The 17234-nt window shown below is 70.7% G+C and carries 15 protein-coding genes, 1 pseudogene and 1 riboswitch; of the genes and pseudogenes, 3 read left to right on the plus strand and 13 right to left on the minus strand.

The features are described from left to right. Positions 1-2: 2 nt before the first annotated feature. Positions 3-1499, minus strand: a complete 1497-nt coding sequence (locus ABD343_RS08005; RefSeq protein WP_344525518.1) for a glutamate-cysteine ligase family protein — start codon at positions 1497-1499, stop codon at positions 3-5. Between the two features lie 492 nt (positions 1500-1991). Between ABD343_RS08005 and ABD343_RS08010 the strand changes: the two genes are divergently transcribed. Next, complete coding sequence (locus tag ABD343_RS08010; protein WP_344525520.1) at positions 1992-2639, plus strand: hypothetical protein; 648 nt, start codon at positions 1992-1994, stop codon at positions 2637-2639. Positions 2640-2924: 285 nt separating this feature from the next. Further along, the gene (locus tag ABD343_RS08015; protein ID WP_344525522.1) at positions 2925-3131 is read left to right on the plus strand and encodes a DUF5999 family protein; all 207 of its coding nucleotides are present in this window, start codon (positions 2925-2927) and stop codon (positions 3129-3131) included. 108 nt (positions 3132-3239) lie between these two features. On the opposite strand, the gene gcvP is transcribed toward ABD343_RS08015, so the two are convergent. Continuing rightward, on the minus strand, positions 3240-6137 hold the full coding sequence (gene gcvP, locus ABD343_RS08020) for an aminomethyl-transferring glycine dehydrogenase (protein ID WP_344525524.1): 2898 nt from the start codon (positions 6135-6137) through the stop codon (positions 3240-3242). Between the two features lie 188 nt (positions 6138-6325). Continuing rightward, positions 6326-6423: riboswitch (glycine riboswitch) on the minus strand. A 153-nt stretch (positions 6424-6576) separates the two neighbouring features. Here gcvP and ABD343_RS08025 point away from each other — a divergent pair. Next, on the plus strand, positions 6577-6957 hold the full coding sequence (locus ABD343_RS08025) for a PRC-barrel domain-containing protein (RefSeq protein ID WP_344525526.1): 381 nt from the start codon (positions 6577-6579) through the stop codon (positions 6955-6957). Here the strand turns inward: ABD343_RS08025 and ABD343_RS08030 are convergent. The 11 genes and pseudogenes from ABD343_RS08030 to clsA form a co-directional block, all read right to left on the minus strand. Next, entirely contained in the window at positions 6870-8417 is a 1548-nt protein-coding gene (locus ABD343_RS08030; RefSeq protein WP_344525528.1) for a DNA polymerase IV, read from the minus strand. The two genes, ABD343_RS08025 and ABD343_RS08030, sit on opposite strands and share 88 nt — an antisense overlap. 67 nt (positions 8418-8484) lie before the next feature. Continuing rightward, positions 8485-9033, minus strand: a complete 549-nt coding sequence (locus ABD343_RS08035; RefSeq protein ID WP_425578124.1) for a MerR family transcriptional regulator — start codon at positions 9031-9033, stop codon at positions 8485-8487. A 278-nt stretch (positions 9034-9311) separates the two neighbouring features. After that, the gene (locus ABD343_RS08040; RefSeq protein WP_326692205.1) at positions 9312-9785 is read right to left on the minus strand and encodes a bifunctional nuclease family protein; all 474 of its coding nucleotides are present in this window, start codon (positions 9783-9785) and stop codon (positions 9312-9314) included. A gap of 73 nt (positions 9786-9858) precedes the next feature. Then, positions 9859-10590, minus strand: coding sequence for a transcriptional regulator FtsR (gene ftsR / locus ABD343_RS08045; protein ID WP_344525536.1), 732 nt, complete (start codon positions 10588-10590; stop codon positions 9859-9861). A gap of 20 nt (positions 10591-10610) precedes the next feature. Further along, positions 10611-11060 (minus strand): FHA domain-containing protein, encoded by a 450-nt coding sequence (locus ABD343_RS08050; protein ID WP_344525612.1) that lies wholly within the window; start codon positions 11058-11060, stop codon positions 10611-10613. A gap of 15 nt (positions 11061-11075) precedes the next feature. Next, positions 11076-11423: pseudogene (locus ABD343_RS08055) on the minus strand (zinc ribbon domain-containing protein); the annotation flags it as partial. Positions 11424-11582: 159 nt separating this feature from the next. Continuing rightward, positions 11583-12422 (minus strand): DUF881 domain-containing protein, encoded by an 840-nt coding sequence (locus ABD343_RS08060; protein WP_425578115.1) that lies wholly within the window; start codon positions 12420-12422, stop codon positions 11583-11585. 5 nt (positions 12423-12427) lie between these two features. Continuing rightward, on the minus strand, positions 12428-12760 hold the full coding sequence (locus ABD343_RS08065; protein WP_344525540.1) for a small basic family protein: 333 nt from the start codon (positions 12758-12760) through the stop codon (positions 12428-12430). Next, a complete protein-coding gene (locus tag ABD343_RS08070) occupies positions 12757-13656 on the minus strand; it encodes a DUF881 domain-containing protein (RefSeq protein ID WP_344525542.1) in 900 nt (299 codons plus the stop codon). Before ABD343_RS08070 ends, ABD343_RS08065 begins: the two co-directional genes overlap by 4 nt. A gap of 171 nt (positions 13657-13827) precedes the next feature. Next, entirely contained in the window at positions 13828-16323 is a 2496-nt protein-coding gene (locus tag ABD343_RS08075) for a sugar phosphate nucleotidyltransferase (protein ID WP_344525544.1), read from the minus strand. 113 nt (positions 16324-16436) lie between these two features. Then, a complete protein-coding gene (gene clsA / locus ABD343_RS08080; RefSeq protein ID WP_344525614.1) occupies positions 16437-17045 on the minus strand; it encodes a cardiolipin synthase ClsA in 609 nt (202 codons plus the stop codon). Positions 17046-17234: the final 189 nt, after the last annotated feature.

The following is a 17234-nucleotide window of genomic DNA, read 5'->3' on the forward strand; positions in this document are numbered from 1 at the left end:
CGTCACGGGCCGTGCGGCCAGGTGTGCACCGGCTCGCCCGTCGCGACGAGTTCGCAGTAGCGGCGGGTGACGGCGGCCAGCGCCTTCTCCCGGTCCAGCCCCGAGTCCACGGCGCGCCGGTACGCCGTCGCCTGCCACGACGCGCCGTTGACCCGCCAGCGGCACCGCTCCTCGATGACCGACAGATACCGGTCGCGGTCGGCCGCCTCCACTCCCCACGCGTCGAGCCCCGCCGCGGCGAGCGGCAGGAGCTGGTCCTGCACGAGCCGCGTCGCCGGTACGCGCGCGAGCCCGGGCGTACGCCCGCCCCGGGGCCACCACAGCTCGGCGTCGATCCCGTACCGGCAGGCCGCGTCGAAGTTCCGTGCCGCGTCGGCGAACGGGATCCGCGTCCACGCGGGGCGCTGCTCGTCGGCGAGGGCGCGCACCAGGCCGTAGTAGAACGCGGTGTTGGCCAGCACGTCGGTCACGGTGGGCCCGGCGGGCAGCACCCGGTTCTCGACGCGCAGATGCGGCACGCCGTCGACGACGCCGTAGACGGGGCGGTTCCAGCGGTAGATGGTCCCGTTGTGCAGCACCAGTTCGGGCAGCGCCGGGGTTCCCCCGGCGTCGAGCACGCGCTGAGGGTCCTCGTCGTCGCAGATGGGCAGCAGGGAGGGGAAGTAGCGCAGGTTCTCCTCGAACAGTTCGTATGCCGAGGCGATCCACCGCTCCCCGAACCAGGTGCGGGGCCGTACGCCCTGGGCGCTCAGCTCCGGCGGCCGGGTGTCGGTGGCCTGGAGGAAGAGCGGGGCGCGGGACTCGCGCCACAGCTCGTGCCCGAAGAGAAAGGGCGAGTTGGCGCCCATCGCGATCTGCGGGCCGCAGGCGAGCTGCGCCGCGTTCCACACGTCCGCGAAGCGCGCCGGGGTCACCTGGAGGTGGAGCTGCACGGAGGTGCAGGCCGCCTCCGGGGCTATGGAGGCCGAGGTGCGGGTCAGATGCTCGACGCCGTCGATGTCGAGGACGACCTCCTCGCCGCGCGAGGCCATGATCTGGTCGTTGAGCAGCGTGTAGCGGTCCACGGCCGTCAGATTGGCGAGCGTGAGATCGCCCGCCGAGAGCGTCGGCAGAATTCCGATCATGACAATGCGCCCGGCGACTTCCTGGGCCTGTCTGTCCGCGTACGCGAGGCCCGTGCGAAGTTCCTCGTCGAGCTGGTCGAATACCCGCCCTTCCAGCGCGTGCGGCACTATATTCACTTCCAGATTGAACTGTCCCAGCTCCGTCTGGAAATCACGGCTCGCAATGTGCTCAAGAACCTCCGCATTCATCATCAAGGGCTGCCCGGCAGCATCGGCGAGATTCAGCTCGATCTCCAGCCCCATCAGATTCCGGGGCCGGTCGAACCTCTTCTCCTCCAGCAACTGCGCGAGCCCCTGGAGGCACTTGCGCAGCTTCTGCCGGTACCGTTGCCGATCGGACAGGTCGAACCTGTCGGCCACGACCTTCTCTCCCATCGGAGGCTCCCTCGCCTTCTTCTCGTCCGCCCGAGCGTGCACCGATGATGCCCGGGAGCACGACGGATAACGCCTACGGGGGCTGACCGCGCGGAGAACAGCGGCTAGGCTGACGCCCGTTGGACGGCACATTCCTTCGGCATACGGCACCTTCGGGCCTCGACGCACGTGTTCCGCACCACACGAGCGGATCCGGCCGACCGCGCATCCAGCGGAATCCGAGGTCATGCGCATGATTTTCCGCGCAACGCAGCTCAATGGGCTGCGCATTTGACCAGAATTCCCCTGTCCGGAAACACCGGCGCCGGTTAGTGGAAACGCCGGTCGAACGCATCTCGTATAAACTCCGCGAACGAGGCAGAGACTTGGCGCCCCCCGGCCCCCGCGTCGACGCCCCGCCGCCCCCGCGGCCAGTTCCCCCGCGCCGACACAGCCGTCCGCGCCCCCGCCGAGCCCAGACGCGCTCATGTCTCCGAAGAGAGGCGACCCACCATGCCGCTGCACGTTCCCCCGGCCCCCGCCCCAGCCCTGCGCAGTGTCCTGACCGCGCTCGGTTCGCCCACCGCGGTCCGTGGCACCCGCACGCCCGCCGCCCTGCGCGCCGCGCAGGGCCCGGTGCGCCCCGAACTCCCCCTCCCCGTCCACGAGATGGACGGCTTCGCCCACGCCTCCGCCGCGTCCCGCGCCGTGCCGCGCACCCGGCTCACGGGCTGGCGCTTCCTGCTCGACGACAGGGGCGCCAAGGGTGCCCGCGGCGTCCAGGGCAGGGGCATCGAGGGCGGCGCGTACTCGGGCGTCGCCGAGGCCGTGCTGACCGCCGACGGCTGGACCTTCGGGCAGTTCTGCGAGGGGCCCTACGTCCTCTCCACCGTGCGGGCCCTCCGTCAGGCCCAGCTCCTGCCCACGCCGTACCAGCCCCGGCTGCTCTCCGTCCCCGAGCTGTACATGCTCACGCTCTGGCTGCACGGCGACCTCTCGGCCGACGCGGGCTCCGGCTCCCCCGAGCCGTCCGACCTGCTGATCCCCCTGGCCCCCGCCCCGCCCGGCATCCCCGCGCACCAGCCGCACCGGGTGGACGCGCTGCTGCCGATGCTGACCCGCCGCCTGGTGACGGCGCCGCTGATGCGTACGCCTGTCTGACCGTGGTGCGCACGTCCGGGCCCGTGGCGCCCGGCCCGCCTGTCACCCTCCGTATGGACTAGTCCTTTACGGACGCCGAACCACCCAAAGGGACCGTCTGGTTGGACGCAACCGCCCAACAGGGTGACGCGTCTGACCAGTTGGAGATGTGCTGACGCGAAATCCCTGCGGATTCGGGCCAGCGGCGGAACACTGGGGATGGACCGGAAAACATACGGGGGAACGGCCATGGACACCACGAGCCGCAGGACAGAAGCCACACCACGACGGAAGACGACACCGACAATGTGCAAGCATCAGCCACCGTGCCCGACAGCAGACTCCGCCGACCGGGAGGCCGCCCAACCCGTGGCCCACTTCCCGGAACAGGGCTGGAGCCTGCTGTGCAATGGAGTTCTGCTCTTCGAGGACACCGGTGAGCTGCTGCCGGACGGCCAGATCATCGCTCCGCACAAGCCGCTCGGCACGCACCACATCGCCACCGCCGCCTGACGCGGCGGCCTGACAACACAGCAAGAGCCAGGGCCGGCCCGGCGCTCCCGCCGAACCGGCCCTGACGTGTGCGCGGCCTTCCGCCGCGTCAGCCCTCGTACGCCCGCGTCAGCCCTCGTACTCCGCCACCGGCGGGCAGGAGCACACGAGGTTGCGGTCGCCGTAGGCGCCGTCGATCCGGCGCACCGGCGGCCAGTACTTGTCGGCGGCCTCGACACCGGCCGGGAAGACGGCCTCCTCGCGGCTGTACGCGTGGTCCCAGTCGCGGCCGAGCAGGGCGGCGGTGTGCGGCGCGTTGCGCAGCGGGTTGTCCTCCGCGCCCCACTCCCCCGAGCCGACCCGGTCGACCTCCGCGCGGATCGCGATCATCGCCTCGCAGAACCGGTCGAGCTCCGCCAGGTCCTCGCTCTCGGTGGGCTCCGTCATCAGCGTGCCCGCCACGGGGAAGGACATGGTCGGGGCGTGGAACCCGTAGTCGATCAGGCGCTTGGCGACGTCGTCGATGGTCACGCCCGTGGCCTTGGTCAGCGGGCGCACGTCGATGATGCACTCGTGCGCCACCAGCCCGTTCGGCCCGGTGTAGAGCACGGGGTAGTGCGGCTCCAGGCGCTTGGCGATGTAGTTCGCGCTGAGCACCGCGACCTGCGTGGCCCGGCGCAGCCCTTCCGCGCCCATCAGCCGGACGTACGCCCACGAGATCGGCAGGATTCCGGCCGAGCCCCAGGGCGCGCCGGAGACCGGGCCGATGCCCGTCTCGGGCCCGGCGGCGGGCTGGAGCGGGTGGTTGGGCAGGTACGGCGCCAGGTGCGCGCGGACGCCGATCGGGCCGACGCCCGGACCGCCGCCGCCGTGCGGGATGCAGAAGGTCTTGTGCAGGTTCAGGTGCGAGACGTCGGCGCCGAACTTGCCGGGGCGGGCGAGCCCCAGCAGCGCGTTGAGGTTCGCCCCGTCCACGTAGACCTGGCCGCCCGCGTCGTGCACGGCGCCGCAGATGTCGGTGATGTGCTCCTCGAACACCCCGTGCGTGGAGGGGTAGGTGACCATGAGGACCGAGAGCTTGTCGCCGTGCTTCTCGATCTTGGCGCGCAGGTCCTCGACGTCCACGTCGCCGTTCTCGCTGGTCTTGACGACGACGACCTTCATCCCGGCCATCACCGCACTCGCCGCGTTCGTCCCGTGCGCGGAGGAGGGGATGAGGCAGATGTCGCGCTGCGTGTCCCCGTTCGCCCGGTGGTACGCGCGAACGGCCAGCAGACCGGCCAGCTCGCCCTGCGAGCCCGCGTTGGGCTGGAGGGACACCTTGTCGTAGCCGGTGACCTCGGCGAGGCGGTCCTCCAGCTCGCGGATCAGCGTCAGATAGCCCTCGGCCTGATCGGCGGGCGCGAAGGGGTGCATGCCGCCGAACTCGGGCCAGGTCACGGCCTCCATCTCGGTGGTCGCGTTGAGCTTCATCGTGCAGGAGCCGAGCGGGATCATGCCGCGGTCCAGCGCGTAGTCCCGGTCGGAGAGACGGCGCAGGTAGCGCAGCATGGCCGTCTCGGAGCGGTGCTCGTGGAAGACCGGGTGCGTCAGATACTCGTCCGTACGCAGCAGGTCCTCGGGCAGCGCGTCCTCGGTCTCCGCGTCGAGCGCGTCGACGTCGAGGTCGGCGGCCCCGCCGACGCCGAAGGCGGCCCAGACGGTGGCCAGGTGCGCGCGGCTCGTCGTCTCGTCGCAGGCGATGCCCACGTGGTCGGCGTCCACCGATCGCAGGTTGACCCCGGCCTCGCGGGCGCGCTCGACGGCCTCCGCGGCCCTGCCGGGGACACGGACGGTGACCGTGTCGAAGAACGCCTCGTGGACGACCTCCACGCCGCCCGCGCGCAGCCCGGCGGCGAGCAGCGCCGCGTACCGGTGCGTACGGCGGGCGATGGCGGCGAGGCCGTCCGGGCCGTGGTACGCCGCGTACATCCCCGCCATCACGGCGAGCAGCACCTGCGCGGTGCAGATGTTGCTGGTGGCCTTCTCGCGGCGGATGTGCTGCTCACGGGTCTGGAGCGCGAGGCGGTACGCCTGGTCGCCGTCGGCGTCCACGGACACGCCGACGAGCCGCCCGGGCAGGCTGCGCGCGAACGTCTCGCGCACCGCCATGTAGCCCGCGTGGGGCCCGCCGAATCCCATCGGGACGCCGAAGCGCTGGCTGGAGCCGACGGCGATGTCGGCGCCCAGCTCGCCGGGCGAGGTCAGCAGGGTCAGCGCGAGCAGGTCGGCGGCGACGGTGACGACGGCACCCAGCTCGTGCGCCCGCTCGATGACGGCGCGGTGGTCGCGCACGGCGCCGGACGCGCCCGGGTACTGGAGGAGGACGCCGAAGACGCCGCGCTCGGCGATCTCCTCGGGGATGCCCGCGCCCAGGTCGGCGACGACGATCTCGACGCCGGTCGGCTCCGCGCGCGTACGCAGCACGGCGACGGTCTGCGGCAGGCAGTCGGCGTCGACGAGGAAGACGCCGTCCTTGACCTTGCCCACGCGCCGCGACAGCGCCATGGCCTCGGCGGCGGCGGTGGACTCGTCCAGCAGCGAGGCACCGGAGGTCGGCAGTCCGGTCAGGTCGGCGACGACCGTCTGGAAGTTGAGCAGCGCCTCCAGGCGGCCCTGTGAGATCTCCGGCTGGTATGGGGTGTACGCGGTGTACCAGGCGGGGTTCTCCATCACGTTCCGCAGGATCACGGGCGGCGTGAACGTGCCGTAGTAGCCCAGGCCGATCATGGACTGCAGCACCTGGTTACGGGCGGCCAGGCCGCGCAGCTCGGCCAGCACCTCGGCCTCGCTCCGCGCGTCGGGCAGCGCGAGCGCCTCGGTGCTCTTGATCACGTCCGGCACGGCCGCCTCGGTCAGCTCGTCCAGCGAGCCGTACCCGACCTGGGCGAGCATCTTGGCCTGGGCGGCGCTGTCGGGGCCGATATGGCGGTTCTCGAAGGGAGCCGCGCTCTCCAGAGCGGTGAGCGGAATGCGGTGGGAAGTCATCTGCGGGGGCCTCCTGGTCTCTGGGACCTTCGAGGGCACCTGGCACGGGTGCCCGGACGGCCTCCCCCTCTGTCATCGCAACCTGAGAGTTTCACCGGGCGGCCCCGCACTGCGGCAGTCCGGCTTTCACCGTCGGTGAGGAGGGGCTTCGGTGCTGGTCCGGGGCCCGCCCTGCTTTCCAGAGTGACCTCGTCCGCGCGGTACGTGAGCCTGAGAGATTCCGGGGAGGAGTTGCTCCTTCGGCGCCTCCGGCAACCTCACCGGAGGACTCTCCCGCACGGGGTCGACAGCCACTTGCGAGCCTATCAGCGCACCCTCTCCGGGGGACCAGGCCCGCACTCAAGTGGCCAACCGCCGAAAAGTACCGTTTCGTTGTAGGTGTAGACATACGTGTACGTGGAATTCCGGTGAACCAGGCTCGACCTGAGGGAGGGACCCTGTGCAGACCGATATCGATCCCCGGAACCTGATCGGCCGCAAGGCGTTCGACCGCGACGGAACCAAGATCGGCACCGTGGACGAGGTGTACCTCGACGACGCCACGGGCGAGCCCGAGTGGGCCGCCGTGCGCACCGGCCTGTTCAGCAGGGACGCCTTCGTGCCGCTGGAGCCCAGCAGGCTCTCCGACGACGGGCTGAACGTGCCCTTCGCCCGCGCGCTGATCAAGGAGGCCCCCGACTTCGGCGTCGGGCGCCACCTCTCCCCCGAACAGGAGCTCCAGCTCTACCACCACTACGGGCTGGACCTCCCCGCCGCCGAGGGCGGCCCCGCTCCGGCCCCCGACCGCGACTTCGGCCGGATAGCCGGCTCCGAGGGCTGAGGGGCTCCGCTCCCCGCCAGCACCTCGGCGACGGCCGCGTCCAGCATCCGCGGCTCCACGGCCTCCAGCTCCGGATCGTCCACGGAAAACGTCCGCACCCGCCCCGGCGGCGTGTCCGGCTCCTCGAAGCGGACCGTGACCTTCCCGACCCCGCTGCCCTGCACCCACCCGCGCCCGTGCACGGCGTGCCGCACGTCCTTTCCCGGCGTCCAGCGTCTGTCCTCGGGCAGCTCCGCGCTCTCCGGCGCGACGGGCGGCGCGGGCCTGACCTGCGCGCCTCCCCCGGCCCCGGTCCCGGCCCGGGCGCCGGCCCCGTCACCGTCCCCCAGCCGGTCTGCCCTCTCCGCGTCATCCGCCCCCGCTGTCTCCTCCGCCTCCTCCTGCGCGGCACGGGCCTGCGCGAAGAGGTCCTCCTGGGTGAAGTCGGCCAGGCCGCTCACGCCCACCCCCAGCAGCCGCACACCGGCCGTGGTGTCCACGAGGTCGATGAGCCGCGCTGCGGCCTCCTTGACCACCGCCGGGTCGTCCGTGGGACCGCGCAGGGTCTCCGAACGGGTCAGCGTCGAGAAGTCGTAACTCCTCACCTTGATCACCACGGTCCGGCCCGAGCGCCCGGCGCCGCGCAGCCGCTCCACGCAGCGCTCCGCGAGCCGCGCGACCTCCATCTGGACGCGCGTACGGTCCGTGAGGTCCACGTCGTAGGTGTCCTCGACCGAGACCGACTTCGCGTCGCGCTCGGCGACCACGGGCCGCTCGTCGATCCCGTGCGCCATCGCGTACAGCGACGTGCCGTGCGCCTTGCCCAGCAGGCGGAGCAGCTCGGCCTCCCCCGCCTCGGCCGTCTCCCCCACCGTGGTGATCCCGGCCCTGCGCAGCGTCTCCGCCGTCGCGGGCCCTACGCCCGGCAGCGTCCGCACGGACATCGGGGCGAGCATCTCCTGCTCGGTGCCCGGCTCGATCAGCACCAGCCCGTCCGGCTTGGCCTGCTCCGAGGCGATCTTCGCCAGCATCTTGGACCCGGCGAGCCCCACCGAGCCGCTCAGCCCCGTCTCCGCCCGGATCGCGCGCCGCAGCCGCTCCCCCACCTCGCGCCCGCTCCCGGCCTCCGAGAGCGCCTCACCGGCCTCCAGGTCGACGAACGCCTCGTCCAGGCTCAGCGGCTCCACCAGCGGCGACAGCTCCCCCAGCAGGCCCATCACGACCTCGCTCACCTGCCGGTAGAGCCCGAAGCGGGGGCCCAGATACGCCGCGTTCGGACACAGGCGGCGGGCCTGGGCCATGGGCATCGCCGAGTGCACGCCGAACCGCCGCGCCTCGTACGACGCGGTGGAGACCACGCCGCGCGGGCCGAGGCCGCCCACGATCACCGGCTTCCCGCGCAGGCTGGGCTTGGACGCCTGCTCCACCGCGGCGAAGAAGGCATCCATGTCCAGATGCAGGATGGTCGGCGCGCCTCTCACAGCACCGATGCTGCCGCATGCCACTGACAATCGGCGCCCGACAGGCGCGGCACGGGAACGGGGACGCTCAGCCCGCGCGGTTGCGGCGGCGCGCCAGCTCGTCCCCGGGGTGGTTCCCGACGAGGGTCTCCCCGGTGTCCACCCGCTCGCCGTGGAGCTGCGAGAGGGCGCCTTCGACGTCCTTCCAGACCACGCCCACGGCGATCCCGAAGACGCCCTGGCCGCCCTGGAGCAGATCGACGACCTCGTCGGGCGACGAGCACTCGTAGACCGTCGCGCCGTCGCTCATCAGCGTCATGCGCGCCAGGTCGGTCATCCCGCGCGAGCGGAGGTGCTTCACGGCGGCGCGGATGTTCTGCAGCGAGACGCCCGTGTCCAGGAGCCGCTTCACGATCTTGAGGACGACGATGTCGCGGAAGCTGTAGAGCCGCTGCGTCCCCGAGCCGTACGCGGGCCGGATGCTGGGCTCCACGAGGCCCGTACGCGCCCAGTAGTCGAGCTGCCTGTAGGTGATCCCGGCAGCCGAGCAGGCCGTGGGGCCGCGATAGCCGACCTCTTCCGGAGGCTGGTCCGAGCCCTCCTCGGCCGGGCGGCCCGGTGGGGAGGCGGGCCGCATCAGGGGCCCGCCGGGTAGGGAGGAGTCGCCCGCCGCCGTACCGTCGCCGCCGGTGCTTGTCACGCCGACCTCCGTCCTTCACATCCCGGGTTACCCCCGGAACCTGCCCACATGAAGGTAGGCAGTCACTCCGGGTGCGTCAACGATCGCCACACTCGGCACGGCGAGTGATATTCACCCATGGAGTGGTTTCACGTGCCCGCAGGCCGGGAATGGGTGGCCGATTGGTCTTCGCTTCCGGCCACCGGACCGCATGGATCGCGCTCCCTCCGCGCCGTTCACTGGCTGCTGGTGCCGAAATCCTCGGGCGAGATCTGGTCGAGGAACTCGCGGAACTTCTCCACCTCGTCCTCCTGCTCGTCCGGGATCGCGATTCCCGCGTCGTCCAGCACGCCGTCACTCCCGTAGATCGGAGTTCCCGTCCGGAGCGCGAGGGCTATGGCGTCGGACGGGCGCGCGCTCACTTCGACCCCGCTGGCGAACACCAGCTCGGCGTAGAACACGCCCTCCCGCAAGTCCATGATGCGGACGGCGGTGAGCTCCTGTCCCACTGCTTCCAGGACGTCCTTGAAGAGGTCATGGGTCAGTGGGCGTGCAGGAGTCATGCCCTGCTGCGCGAAGGCGATCGCGGTCGCCTCCCCAGGGCCGATCCAGATGGGGAGGTAACGGTCGCCTCCCACTTCACGCAGGAGCACGATCGGTTGGTTGGTGGGCATTTCCACCCGGACACCCACGACGTCGAGCTCATTCACACAGCAACCCTAGGCCGTGCCGCGCCCGTTTGGGTAGTCGGGCAGCCTCGCGGCGAGGGCATCCGTGTCGCTTTCAGTCACCGTGCGGGCGCAGCGCGGACTGCACGAGCGCCGCGTGCAGCCGCACGGAGAGGCCCGCCAGCTCCTGCGCGGTGGCCTCGGCACGGGCCCGGGTCCGGGCGTCCCTGTGCCGCCGCAGCGGGGCCACGAGCTGCTCCACGAGATCCGCCTGGCGGTCAGCGGCGGCCTTCATGGCCCGCAGATGACGGGGCTCGATCCCGAACCTCCCCAGGTCGGCCACGATGCGTGCGACGGTGACCTCGGTCAGTTCGTACGCCCCGTCGGAGGCGGCGGCGATCAGCCCGTACGACTCCCACTCCGCCAGCTTCTCCTCGTCCACCTCCGCGACCGCGAGCAGCTCGCCGCGCCCTATACGGACGGTGGGCGCCGGGGGCGTCACATCGGGCTCCAGGGGCTCCCTGGACGGTGCCTGCACGGACGGCGGCAGCTCGCCGCGGCCCAGCGCGTCCAGGTGCTCCCTGATCACCCTCAGCGGGAGGTAGTGGTCCCGCTGCATCCGGAGGACGTAGCTGAGCCGCTCGACGTCCTCACCGCTGAACTTGCGGTACCCCGAGGGGGACCGCTCGGGCTCCACCAGGCCCTCCGCCTCCAGGAAACGGATCTTGGAGACGGTGACCTCGGGGAACTCCTCCCGGAGCGTCTGGAGCACGGCTCCGATGCTCATGGGACCGCTGTCCCCGGCGGCGGTGCCGGAGGCGGCACCGCCCGACGGTGTTTCCAGCATGGAGCCTTCCCTGCGAGGGGTCAGACGGTGCGCTGGCTCGTGAAGAAGACCAGCCGGTACTTGCCGATCTGCACCTCGTCCCCGTTCCCGAGCGGGACGCCGGACTCGATGCGCTCACGGTTGACGTACGTGCCGTTCAGGCTGCCGACGTCGGAGACGGTGAAGACCCCGTCCGGGCCGCGACGGAACTCCACGTGACGACGCGAGACCGTCACGTCGTCGAGGAAGATGTCGCTCTCCGGGTGACGGCCGGCCGTGGTCAGCTCGCCGTCCAGCAGGAAGCGGCTGCCGGAGTTCGGGCCGCGGCGCACGATCAGCAGCGCCGAGCCCAGGGGCAGCGCGTCCACGGCGGCCTGGGCCTCGGGCGGCAGCACCGGCGAGGCGTGCTGGCCGGTCACCTCCGCCTCGTAGGCCTCCAGGCCGGAGATGGAGATGGTGGAGGTCGTCTCGGACGACCCTTCGGCGGGCATGCCACCGCGCAGCGGAGCGCCGCAGTTGGAGCAGAACCGGCTCGCTTCAGCGGCCTGGGTCCCACACCTGTTACACACCGGCAAGGCAGAACCTCCACCCGTAGTTGAGGTTGGCGGTGCTTCGGAACCTATGCGTCCCTGTGCGCCAGGGTCAACAGAAACCGCGCCGTGACCACCCGAATTGTCTCCGCTACGGCCGGCCACCTCATCGCGGAACAGGGGACGCTCGCCGCTGTCCTCCGCTCCGGTCCCGGGCGCATCGGTGTGCCGGGGGGCGCGGTGCCGCGCGGCCGCGCCGCCGCCGTTCTGGCGGCTCTTGCCGAACAACTTCGCAAAAAAACTCACGGGCGATTCCCCTCGCACGAAACAGACCCGCCCGTGGGGCAGGACAGACCCTCGATGCTCTCATCAGTCACGCCGGTCACCCGGTTAACGTCCGTGACCTGTAGACAGTTTCCACCACGCAGTGCTGAACAGGCCCGCCGACCCCCCGGAAGCCCTTTGGCCGTCAAACTCGCCCTCTCACTGCGATGACGACCGAGCGTAGTCAGGCCGCTTCGCCGATCGCAAGGCGTCAACGGTGATCTTCTCCGAGCGGGACACCGACACCGTGGCCTGTTCCTTCTTCAGGGTCTGGACGACCCCGCCCGGGATGTTCAACGCGGGCTCCAGGTCCTGCGGCTTGCCGATGACCTCGAAGCGGTAAGGCTGCCCGATCTTACGCCCGTCCACGCGCACGCCGTCCCCGCTGTCGGAGAAGTAGGTGCTCGCGACGACCCGCACGCCGTTGACCTGGATCGCCTCCGCGCCGGCGGCGCGCAGCTCCTGCACGGCGTCGAGCAGGGCGTCCGAATCGGTCGAGCCCGCGCGGTCGTTGACGGTCATCCGGATCCCGGGCCCCTCGGCCTTCACGGTGCCCGCCAGCACGCCGAGCTGGGCCTCCTTCTCCTTCGTCTGCTTCCGGGCCTCCTCCGCCTGGTCCGAGCTGCTCTCCAGCTCGGTGCGGTGGCCCTCCAGCTCTCGCTTCTCGTCCTCCAGCCGCTTGGTGCGGTCGTCCAGCTCGTCGAGGATCCGTACGAGGTCCTCGTGGCGAGCGCCGCGCAGCGCGCTGTTCTCGCTCGTGGAGCGGACCTGGATGGCGAGTCCGAGGCCCAGGACGAACAGCAGCAGCGCGACGACGAGTTGGGCGCGCGTCACGCGGGGCGGCCAGACGGCCTTGACGAGCCGCTGCCGCCCGGTCAGCCCGGGAGGCCGCTCGTCCGGGCCCTCAGGTCCGGGGGTCTCCTCATCGGGGCGTTCCCGCCGCGCCTCCTGCGGTTCCGGCAGCGGCTGCCGTCCCGGCTTCGGCGTCTCTTCGCTCATCGGCCTCACGCCCGGAAGACGTGCCGCCGGATGGCGGCCGCGTTGGAGAAGATGCGGATGCCGAGGACGACGACCACGCCCGTCGAGAGCTGCGCGCCCACGCCCAGCTTGTCGCCCAGGAACACGATCAGCGCGGCGACGACGACGTTGGAGAGGAACGAGACGACAAAGACCTTGTCGACGAAGATCCCGTCCAGCATGGCGCGCAGCCCGCCGAAGACCGCGTCCAGCGCCGCCACGACGGCGATCGGCAGATACGGCTCGACCACCGTCGGCACCACGGGCCGGACGACGAGTCCGGCCACGACTCCGACGACGAGGCCCAGTACGGCGATCACGATGTGCTGCCCTCTCCTGTCCGCACAGGCTTAGCTGTTCGTACGATCAGGCTCGGCGCGGCCGGGAGCCGCACCTCGTCCTGAGCCGAGATGCTGGTCCGCACCCCGTAGTCCTTGTGCAGGACGTACAGATACTGTCCGTCCGCGCTGTCCTGGAATTTCTTGCTGAGTTTCTGGCCCGGGCCCACCGCGAGGAGCGTATAGGGCGGTGCCAGGGGCTTGTTGTCGACGAGTATGGCGTCGCCGGCCGCGCGGATGGCCGAGCGCGAGGTGAGGCGCTGGCCGTTGATGGAGACGGCCTCGGCTCCGGACTCCCACAGTCCGTTGACCACGCGCTGCATGTCGCGGTCGCGGACCCGGCCCGTGTCGGAGAAGCCGCTGCTCTCGCGCGGTCCGCCCGAGCCGCTGGACTCGGTGTCCTTCGCGTCGTCGACCACCAGCTTGACGCCGGGGCCCTTGACGGGGGTCGCGCCGGAGAGCAGCGCCACGCGTCTGGCGCCCTTGTCGCCGTGCTTCTCCAGGGCCTCGCGCTGCTTCTCCTCGACGGAGGCGCGCAGGTCGTCCACGTTCTCCTGGAGGTTGTCGGCGTTCTTGCTGCCGTCCTCGATGCGCTCGATCAGCTCTTCCTTCTCCTTGGCGATGGTCGGCGCGGCGATACGTGCCTGCGCCGCACCGACGGTCACCACGAGGGCCGCGAGCACGAGTCCCGCGGCGAGGCCGAGTTTGGCGCGCAGGGTACGCGGCAGGCCCGCACGGCCCTCGACGCCCCGGCGGGCCGCCGCTTCCGCGTATCCGTCGTCGAGGCTGTGGTCCATCACGTTCGTCAGCAGCGACATGGAGGCGTCGGGCCGCGCAGGCCGCGAAGTCGTGCTCCGTGCGGGGTGCTGCTGCGACATGCCGCACATCGTCGCACGTCGCACCCCGTGCCGCCGAATGGACCCACCCGGCGCGCGGACGGGCGCGCGAAGTGCTCCCCAATGGTGCACAAAGCGCGCGTACGGCGGGACTTGCCGCGCCGGAACAGCACGTTCCGCCGTACGCGCCAGAGGCCGTGCCCCTGTCCCGCCTCAGCGCCCGGCGCTGTCGACCACGGCCGCCCACTCGTCGAGCAGGGCCAGCGCCGAGGTGTCGTCCGGCCCCTCCGCCCACAGATGGGTGACGGCCTCGGCCGGGTCGGGCAGCACCATCACCCAGCGGCCGTCCGGCTCGACGACCCGCACCCCGTCGGTCGTGTCGACGGAACGCTCGCCCGCCGCCTCGACCACGGTGCGCATCACGAGGCCCTTGACGGCCCACGGCGTCGCCAGGTCGCGGCGCTGCACATGGGCACGCGGGATCCGCGCGTCGATCTGGCTCAGCGTCAACTGCGTACGCGCGACGAGACCGATCAGGCAGACGAAAGCGGCCGCGCCGTCGAAGACCGAGCTGAACTCCGGGACGATGAAGCCGCCGCGGCCGTCGCCGCCGAAGATCGTCGTATCGTCGCGGCTCACGCGCGTCAGGTCACCGGGCGACGTCGTCGTCCACTCCACCTGCGTACCGTGGTAGGCCGCGACCTGCTCCGCGATCCGCGTGGTGGTCACGGGGAGCGCCACGCGCCCGCTGCGCCGCTCGGCGGCGACCAGGTCGAGCATGACGAGCAGCGCGCGGTCGTCCTCGATGATCCGGCCGCGCTCGTCGACGAGTGAGAGCCGTTCGCCGACGGGGTCGAACCGCACGCCGAAGTCCGCGCGCGCCGAGGCCACGATCTCGCCGAGGCGCACCAGCCCCGCGCGGCGCCGCTCGACGGTCTCGGTGGGCCGGGACTCGTCCAGCCCCGGGTTGATCGTCAGCGAGTCGACGCCCAGGCGCCCGAGGAGGCTGGGCAGAACGAGCCCCGCGCTGCCGTTCGAGGCGTCGACGACGACCTTGAGCCCGGACTCGGAGACGCCCGTCGTGTCGACGGTGCGCAGCAGGGACCCGGTGTAGGAGTCGAAGACGCTGGACGGGATGCGCAGGTCGCCGATCTCCCCGGGGAACGCGCGCCGGTACTCCTGGCGGGCGTAGACCCGGTCCAGCTTGCGCTGGCTGGCCTGCGAGAGGTCGGCGCCCCGCTCGTCGAAGAACATGATGTCGACGGAGTCCGGCGTCCCCGGCGTCGTCCGGATCATGATGCCGCCCGCGCTGCCCCGCGCGGTCTGCTGCCGGGCCACGGGCAGCGGCACGTTCTCCAGGTCCCGTACGTCTATGGCGCTGGCCTGCAGCGCGGAGATCATCCCGCGCTTGAGCGCCCGCGCGCCGCGGGAGTGGTCGCGGGCGGTGGTGACCGTCGAGCCCTTCTTGAGCGTGGTGGCGTACGCCCCGGCGAGCCGTACGGCCAGCTCCGGGGTGATCTCGACGTTGAGGATCCCGGAGACGCCCCGCGCACCGAACAGGTGTGCCTGCCCCCGGGACTCCCAGATGACGGAGGTGTTGACGAACGCGCCGGCCTCGATCGTCTTGAACGGATACACCCGCACATTGCCCTGGACGATCGACTCCTCGCCGATCAGGCACTCGTCACCGACGACCGCGCCGTCCTCGATCCGCGCGGCCCGCATGACGTCGGTGTTCTTGCCGATGACGCAGCCGCGGAGATTGGACTGCTGGCCGATGTAGACGTTGTCGTGCACCACGGCGCGGTGCAGGAAGGCCCCGCTCTTGACGACGACGTTCGAGCCGATGACGGAGTGCTCGCGGATCTCGGTGTCGGCCTCGACCTTCGCGTAGTCCCCGATGTAGAGCGGGCCGCGGAGGACCGCGTCGGGGTGCACCTCGGCGCCCTCGGCGACCCAGACTCCGGGCGAGATCTCGAAGCCGTCCATCTCGGCGTCGACCTTGCCCTCCAGGACGTCGGCCTGCGCCTTCACATAGCTCTCGTGGGTGCCGACGTCCTCCCAGTAGCCCTCGGCGACATAGCCGTAGATCGGCTTGCCCTCCTTCATGAGCTGCGGGAAGACATCGCCGGACCAGTCGACGGAGGTGTCGGCCTCCACGTAGTCGAAAACCTCGGGCTCCATGACATAGATGCCCGTGTTGACGGTGTCGGAGAACACCTGGCCCCAGGTGGGCTTCTCCAGGAATCGCTCGACGCGCCCGTCCTCGTCGACGATGGTGATGCCGAACTCCAGCGGATTCGGCACACGCGTCAGACAGACGGTGACGAGAGCGCCGCGCTCCTTGTGGAAGTTGATGAGTTCGGTGAGGTCGAAGTCGGTGAGGGCGTCTCCCGAGATGACGAGAAACGAGTCGTCCTTCAGCGCTTCCTCGGCGTTCTTGACGCTGCCCGCGGTACCCAGCGGCTTCTCTTCGTTCGCATACGTGAGCTCCATGCCGAGCTCCTCGCCGTCCCCGAAGTAATTCCGGACCAGGGAGGCGAGGAACTGCACGGTCACGACGGTCTCGGTGAGCCCGTGCCGCTTGAGCAGCCTCAGCACATGCTCCATGATCGGCCGGTTCACCACCGGCAGGAGCGGCTTGGGCATGCTCGCGGTCATCGGGCGAAGGCGAGTGCCTTCGCCACCAGCCATGACAACGGCCTTCATGTCGGAAGCGTCCTCCTCGCAGAGACGACGGTCATACCGACTTCCACCCATCCAGGATGGCCCACAAGCGCGGATAACGGGCGCTCAGCCTTCACGGCGCTGGAAAGGCAGGCTCAGTCGGCTGTGGCGTCCGCCTTGATCAGCCGGCGGACCTGGACCACGTAGAGGACCCCTGCCCACCAGTACAGAGCCGTACCCCAGCCTGCGAACGCCCATCCGAAAATAGCAGCGAGTGACGCCAACCATCCACTTCCGTCACTCAACAGGAGGAGGGGGAAGGCGTACATCAAGTTGAATGTGGCAGCTTTCCCGAGAAAGTTGACCTGGGGCGGCGCATAGCCGTGCCGGTCCAGCACCCACACCATGACCAGCAGCAACAGCTCCCTCGCGAGGAGCACGACGGTGAGCCAGAGCGGAAGGATCTCCCGCCAGGTGAGTCCGACCAGCGTCGAGAGAATGTAGAGCCGGTCGGCCGCGGGATCGAGAATGCGGCCCAGGCTGCTGACCTGGTTCCAGCGGCGCGCGAGCTTCCCGTCGAGGTAGTCGCTCACCCCGCTGAACGCGAGTACGAGCAGCGCCCAGCCGTCGCAGTTGGGTCCCTCGAAGACGGGCCACAGAATCAGCCACAGGAACACGGGCACGCCGACGAGCCGGGCCATGCTGAGGATGTTCGGGATGGTGAGGACCCGGTCCGTCTGGACCGCCGTCTCCTGGACCTCCACCCGGGGGCCTCCTGTGTTCAACCGTGCCGACGATGCCCCCTGACCCTACCCGCAGCGTCTCGGGCGCCGAGAGCGGGGTGCCCCGTGAACGCGAAGAAGCCCCGTCGGTATCGAATACCAACGGGGCTTCTTCTATGTTTAGTTCGGCGGTGTCCTACTCTCCCACACGCTCCCGCATGCAGTACCATC

This window comes from Streptomyces albiaxialis (assembly GCF_039530985.1).
GTDB lineage: Bacteria > Actinomycetota > Actinomycetes > Streptomycetales > Streptomycetaceae > Streptomyces > Streptomyces albiaxialis.

Excerpts from the sequence above, each read along its gene's own strand:
- ABD343_RS08010 (WP_344525520.1), top strand. The coding sequence starts at position 1,992 with ATGCCGCTGCACGTTCCCCCGGCCCCCGCCCCAGCCCTGCGCAGTGTC.
- ABD343_RS08035 (WP_425578124.1), bottom strand. The coding sequence starts at position 9,033 with ATGCGGCCCGCCTCCCCACCGGGCCGCCCGGCCGAGGAGGGCTCGGAC.
- ABD343_RS08005 (WP_344525518.1), bottom strand. The coding sequence starts at position 1,499 with ATGGGAGAGAAGGTCGTGGCCGACAGGTTCGACCTGTCCGATCGGCAA.
- ABD343_RS08060 (WP_425578115.1), bottom strand. The coding sequence starts at position 12,422 with ATGAGCGAAGAGACGCCGAAGCCGGGACGGCAGCCGCTGCCGGAACCG.
- ftsR (WP_344525536.1), bottom strand. The coding sequence starts at position 10,590 with ATGCTGGAAACACCGTCGGGCGGTGCCGCCTCCGGCACCGCCGCCGGG.
- ABD343_RS08070 (WP_344525542.1), bottom strand. The coding sequence starts at position 13,656 with ATGTCGCAGCAGCACCCCGCACGGAGCACGACTTCGCGGCCTGCGCGG.
- gcvP (WP_344525524.1), bottom strand. The coding sequence starts at position 6,137 with ATGACTTCCCACCGCATTCCGCTCACCGCTCTGGAGAGCGCGGCTCCC.
- ABD343_RS08075 (WP_344525544.1), bottom strand. The coding sequence starts at position 16,323 with ATGAAGGCCGTTGTCATGGCTGGTGGCGAAGGCACTCGCCTTCGCCCG.
- ABD343_RS08050 (WP_344525612.1), bottom strand. The coding sequence starts at position 11,060 with ATGCCCGCCGAAGGGTCGTCCGAGACGACCTCCACCATCTCCATCTCC.
- ABD343_RS08015 (WP_344525522.1), top strand. The coding sequence starts at position 2,925 with ATGTGCAAGCATCAGCCACCGTGCCCGACAGCAGACTCCGCCGACCGG.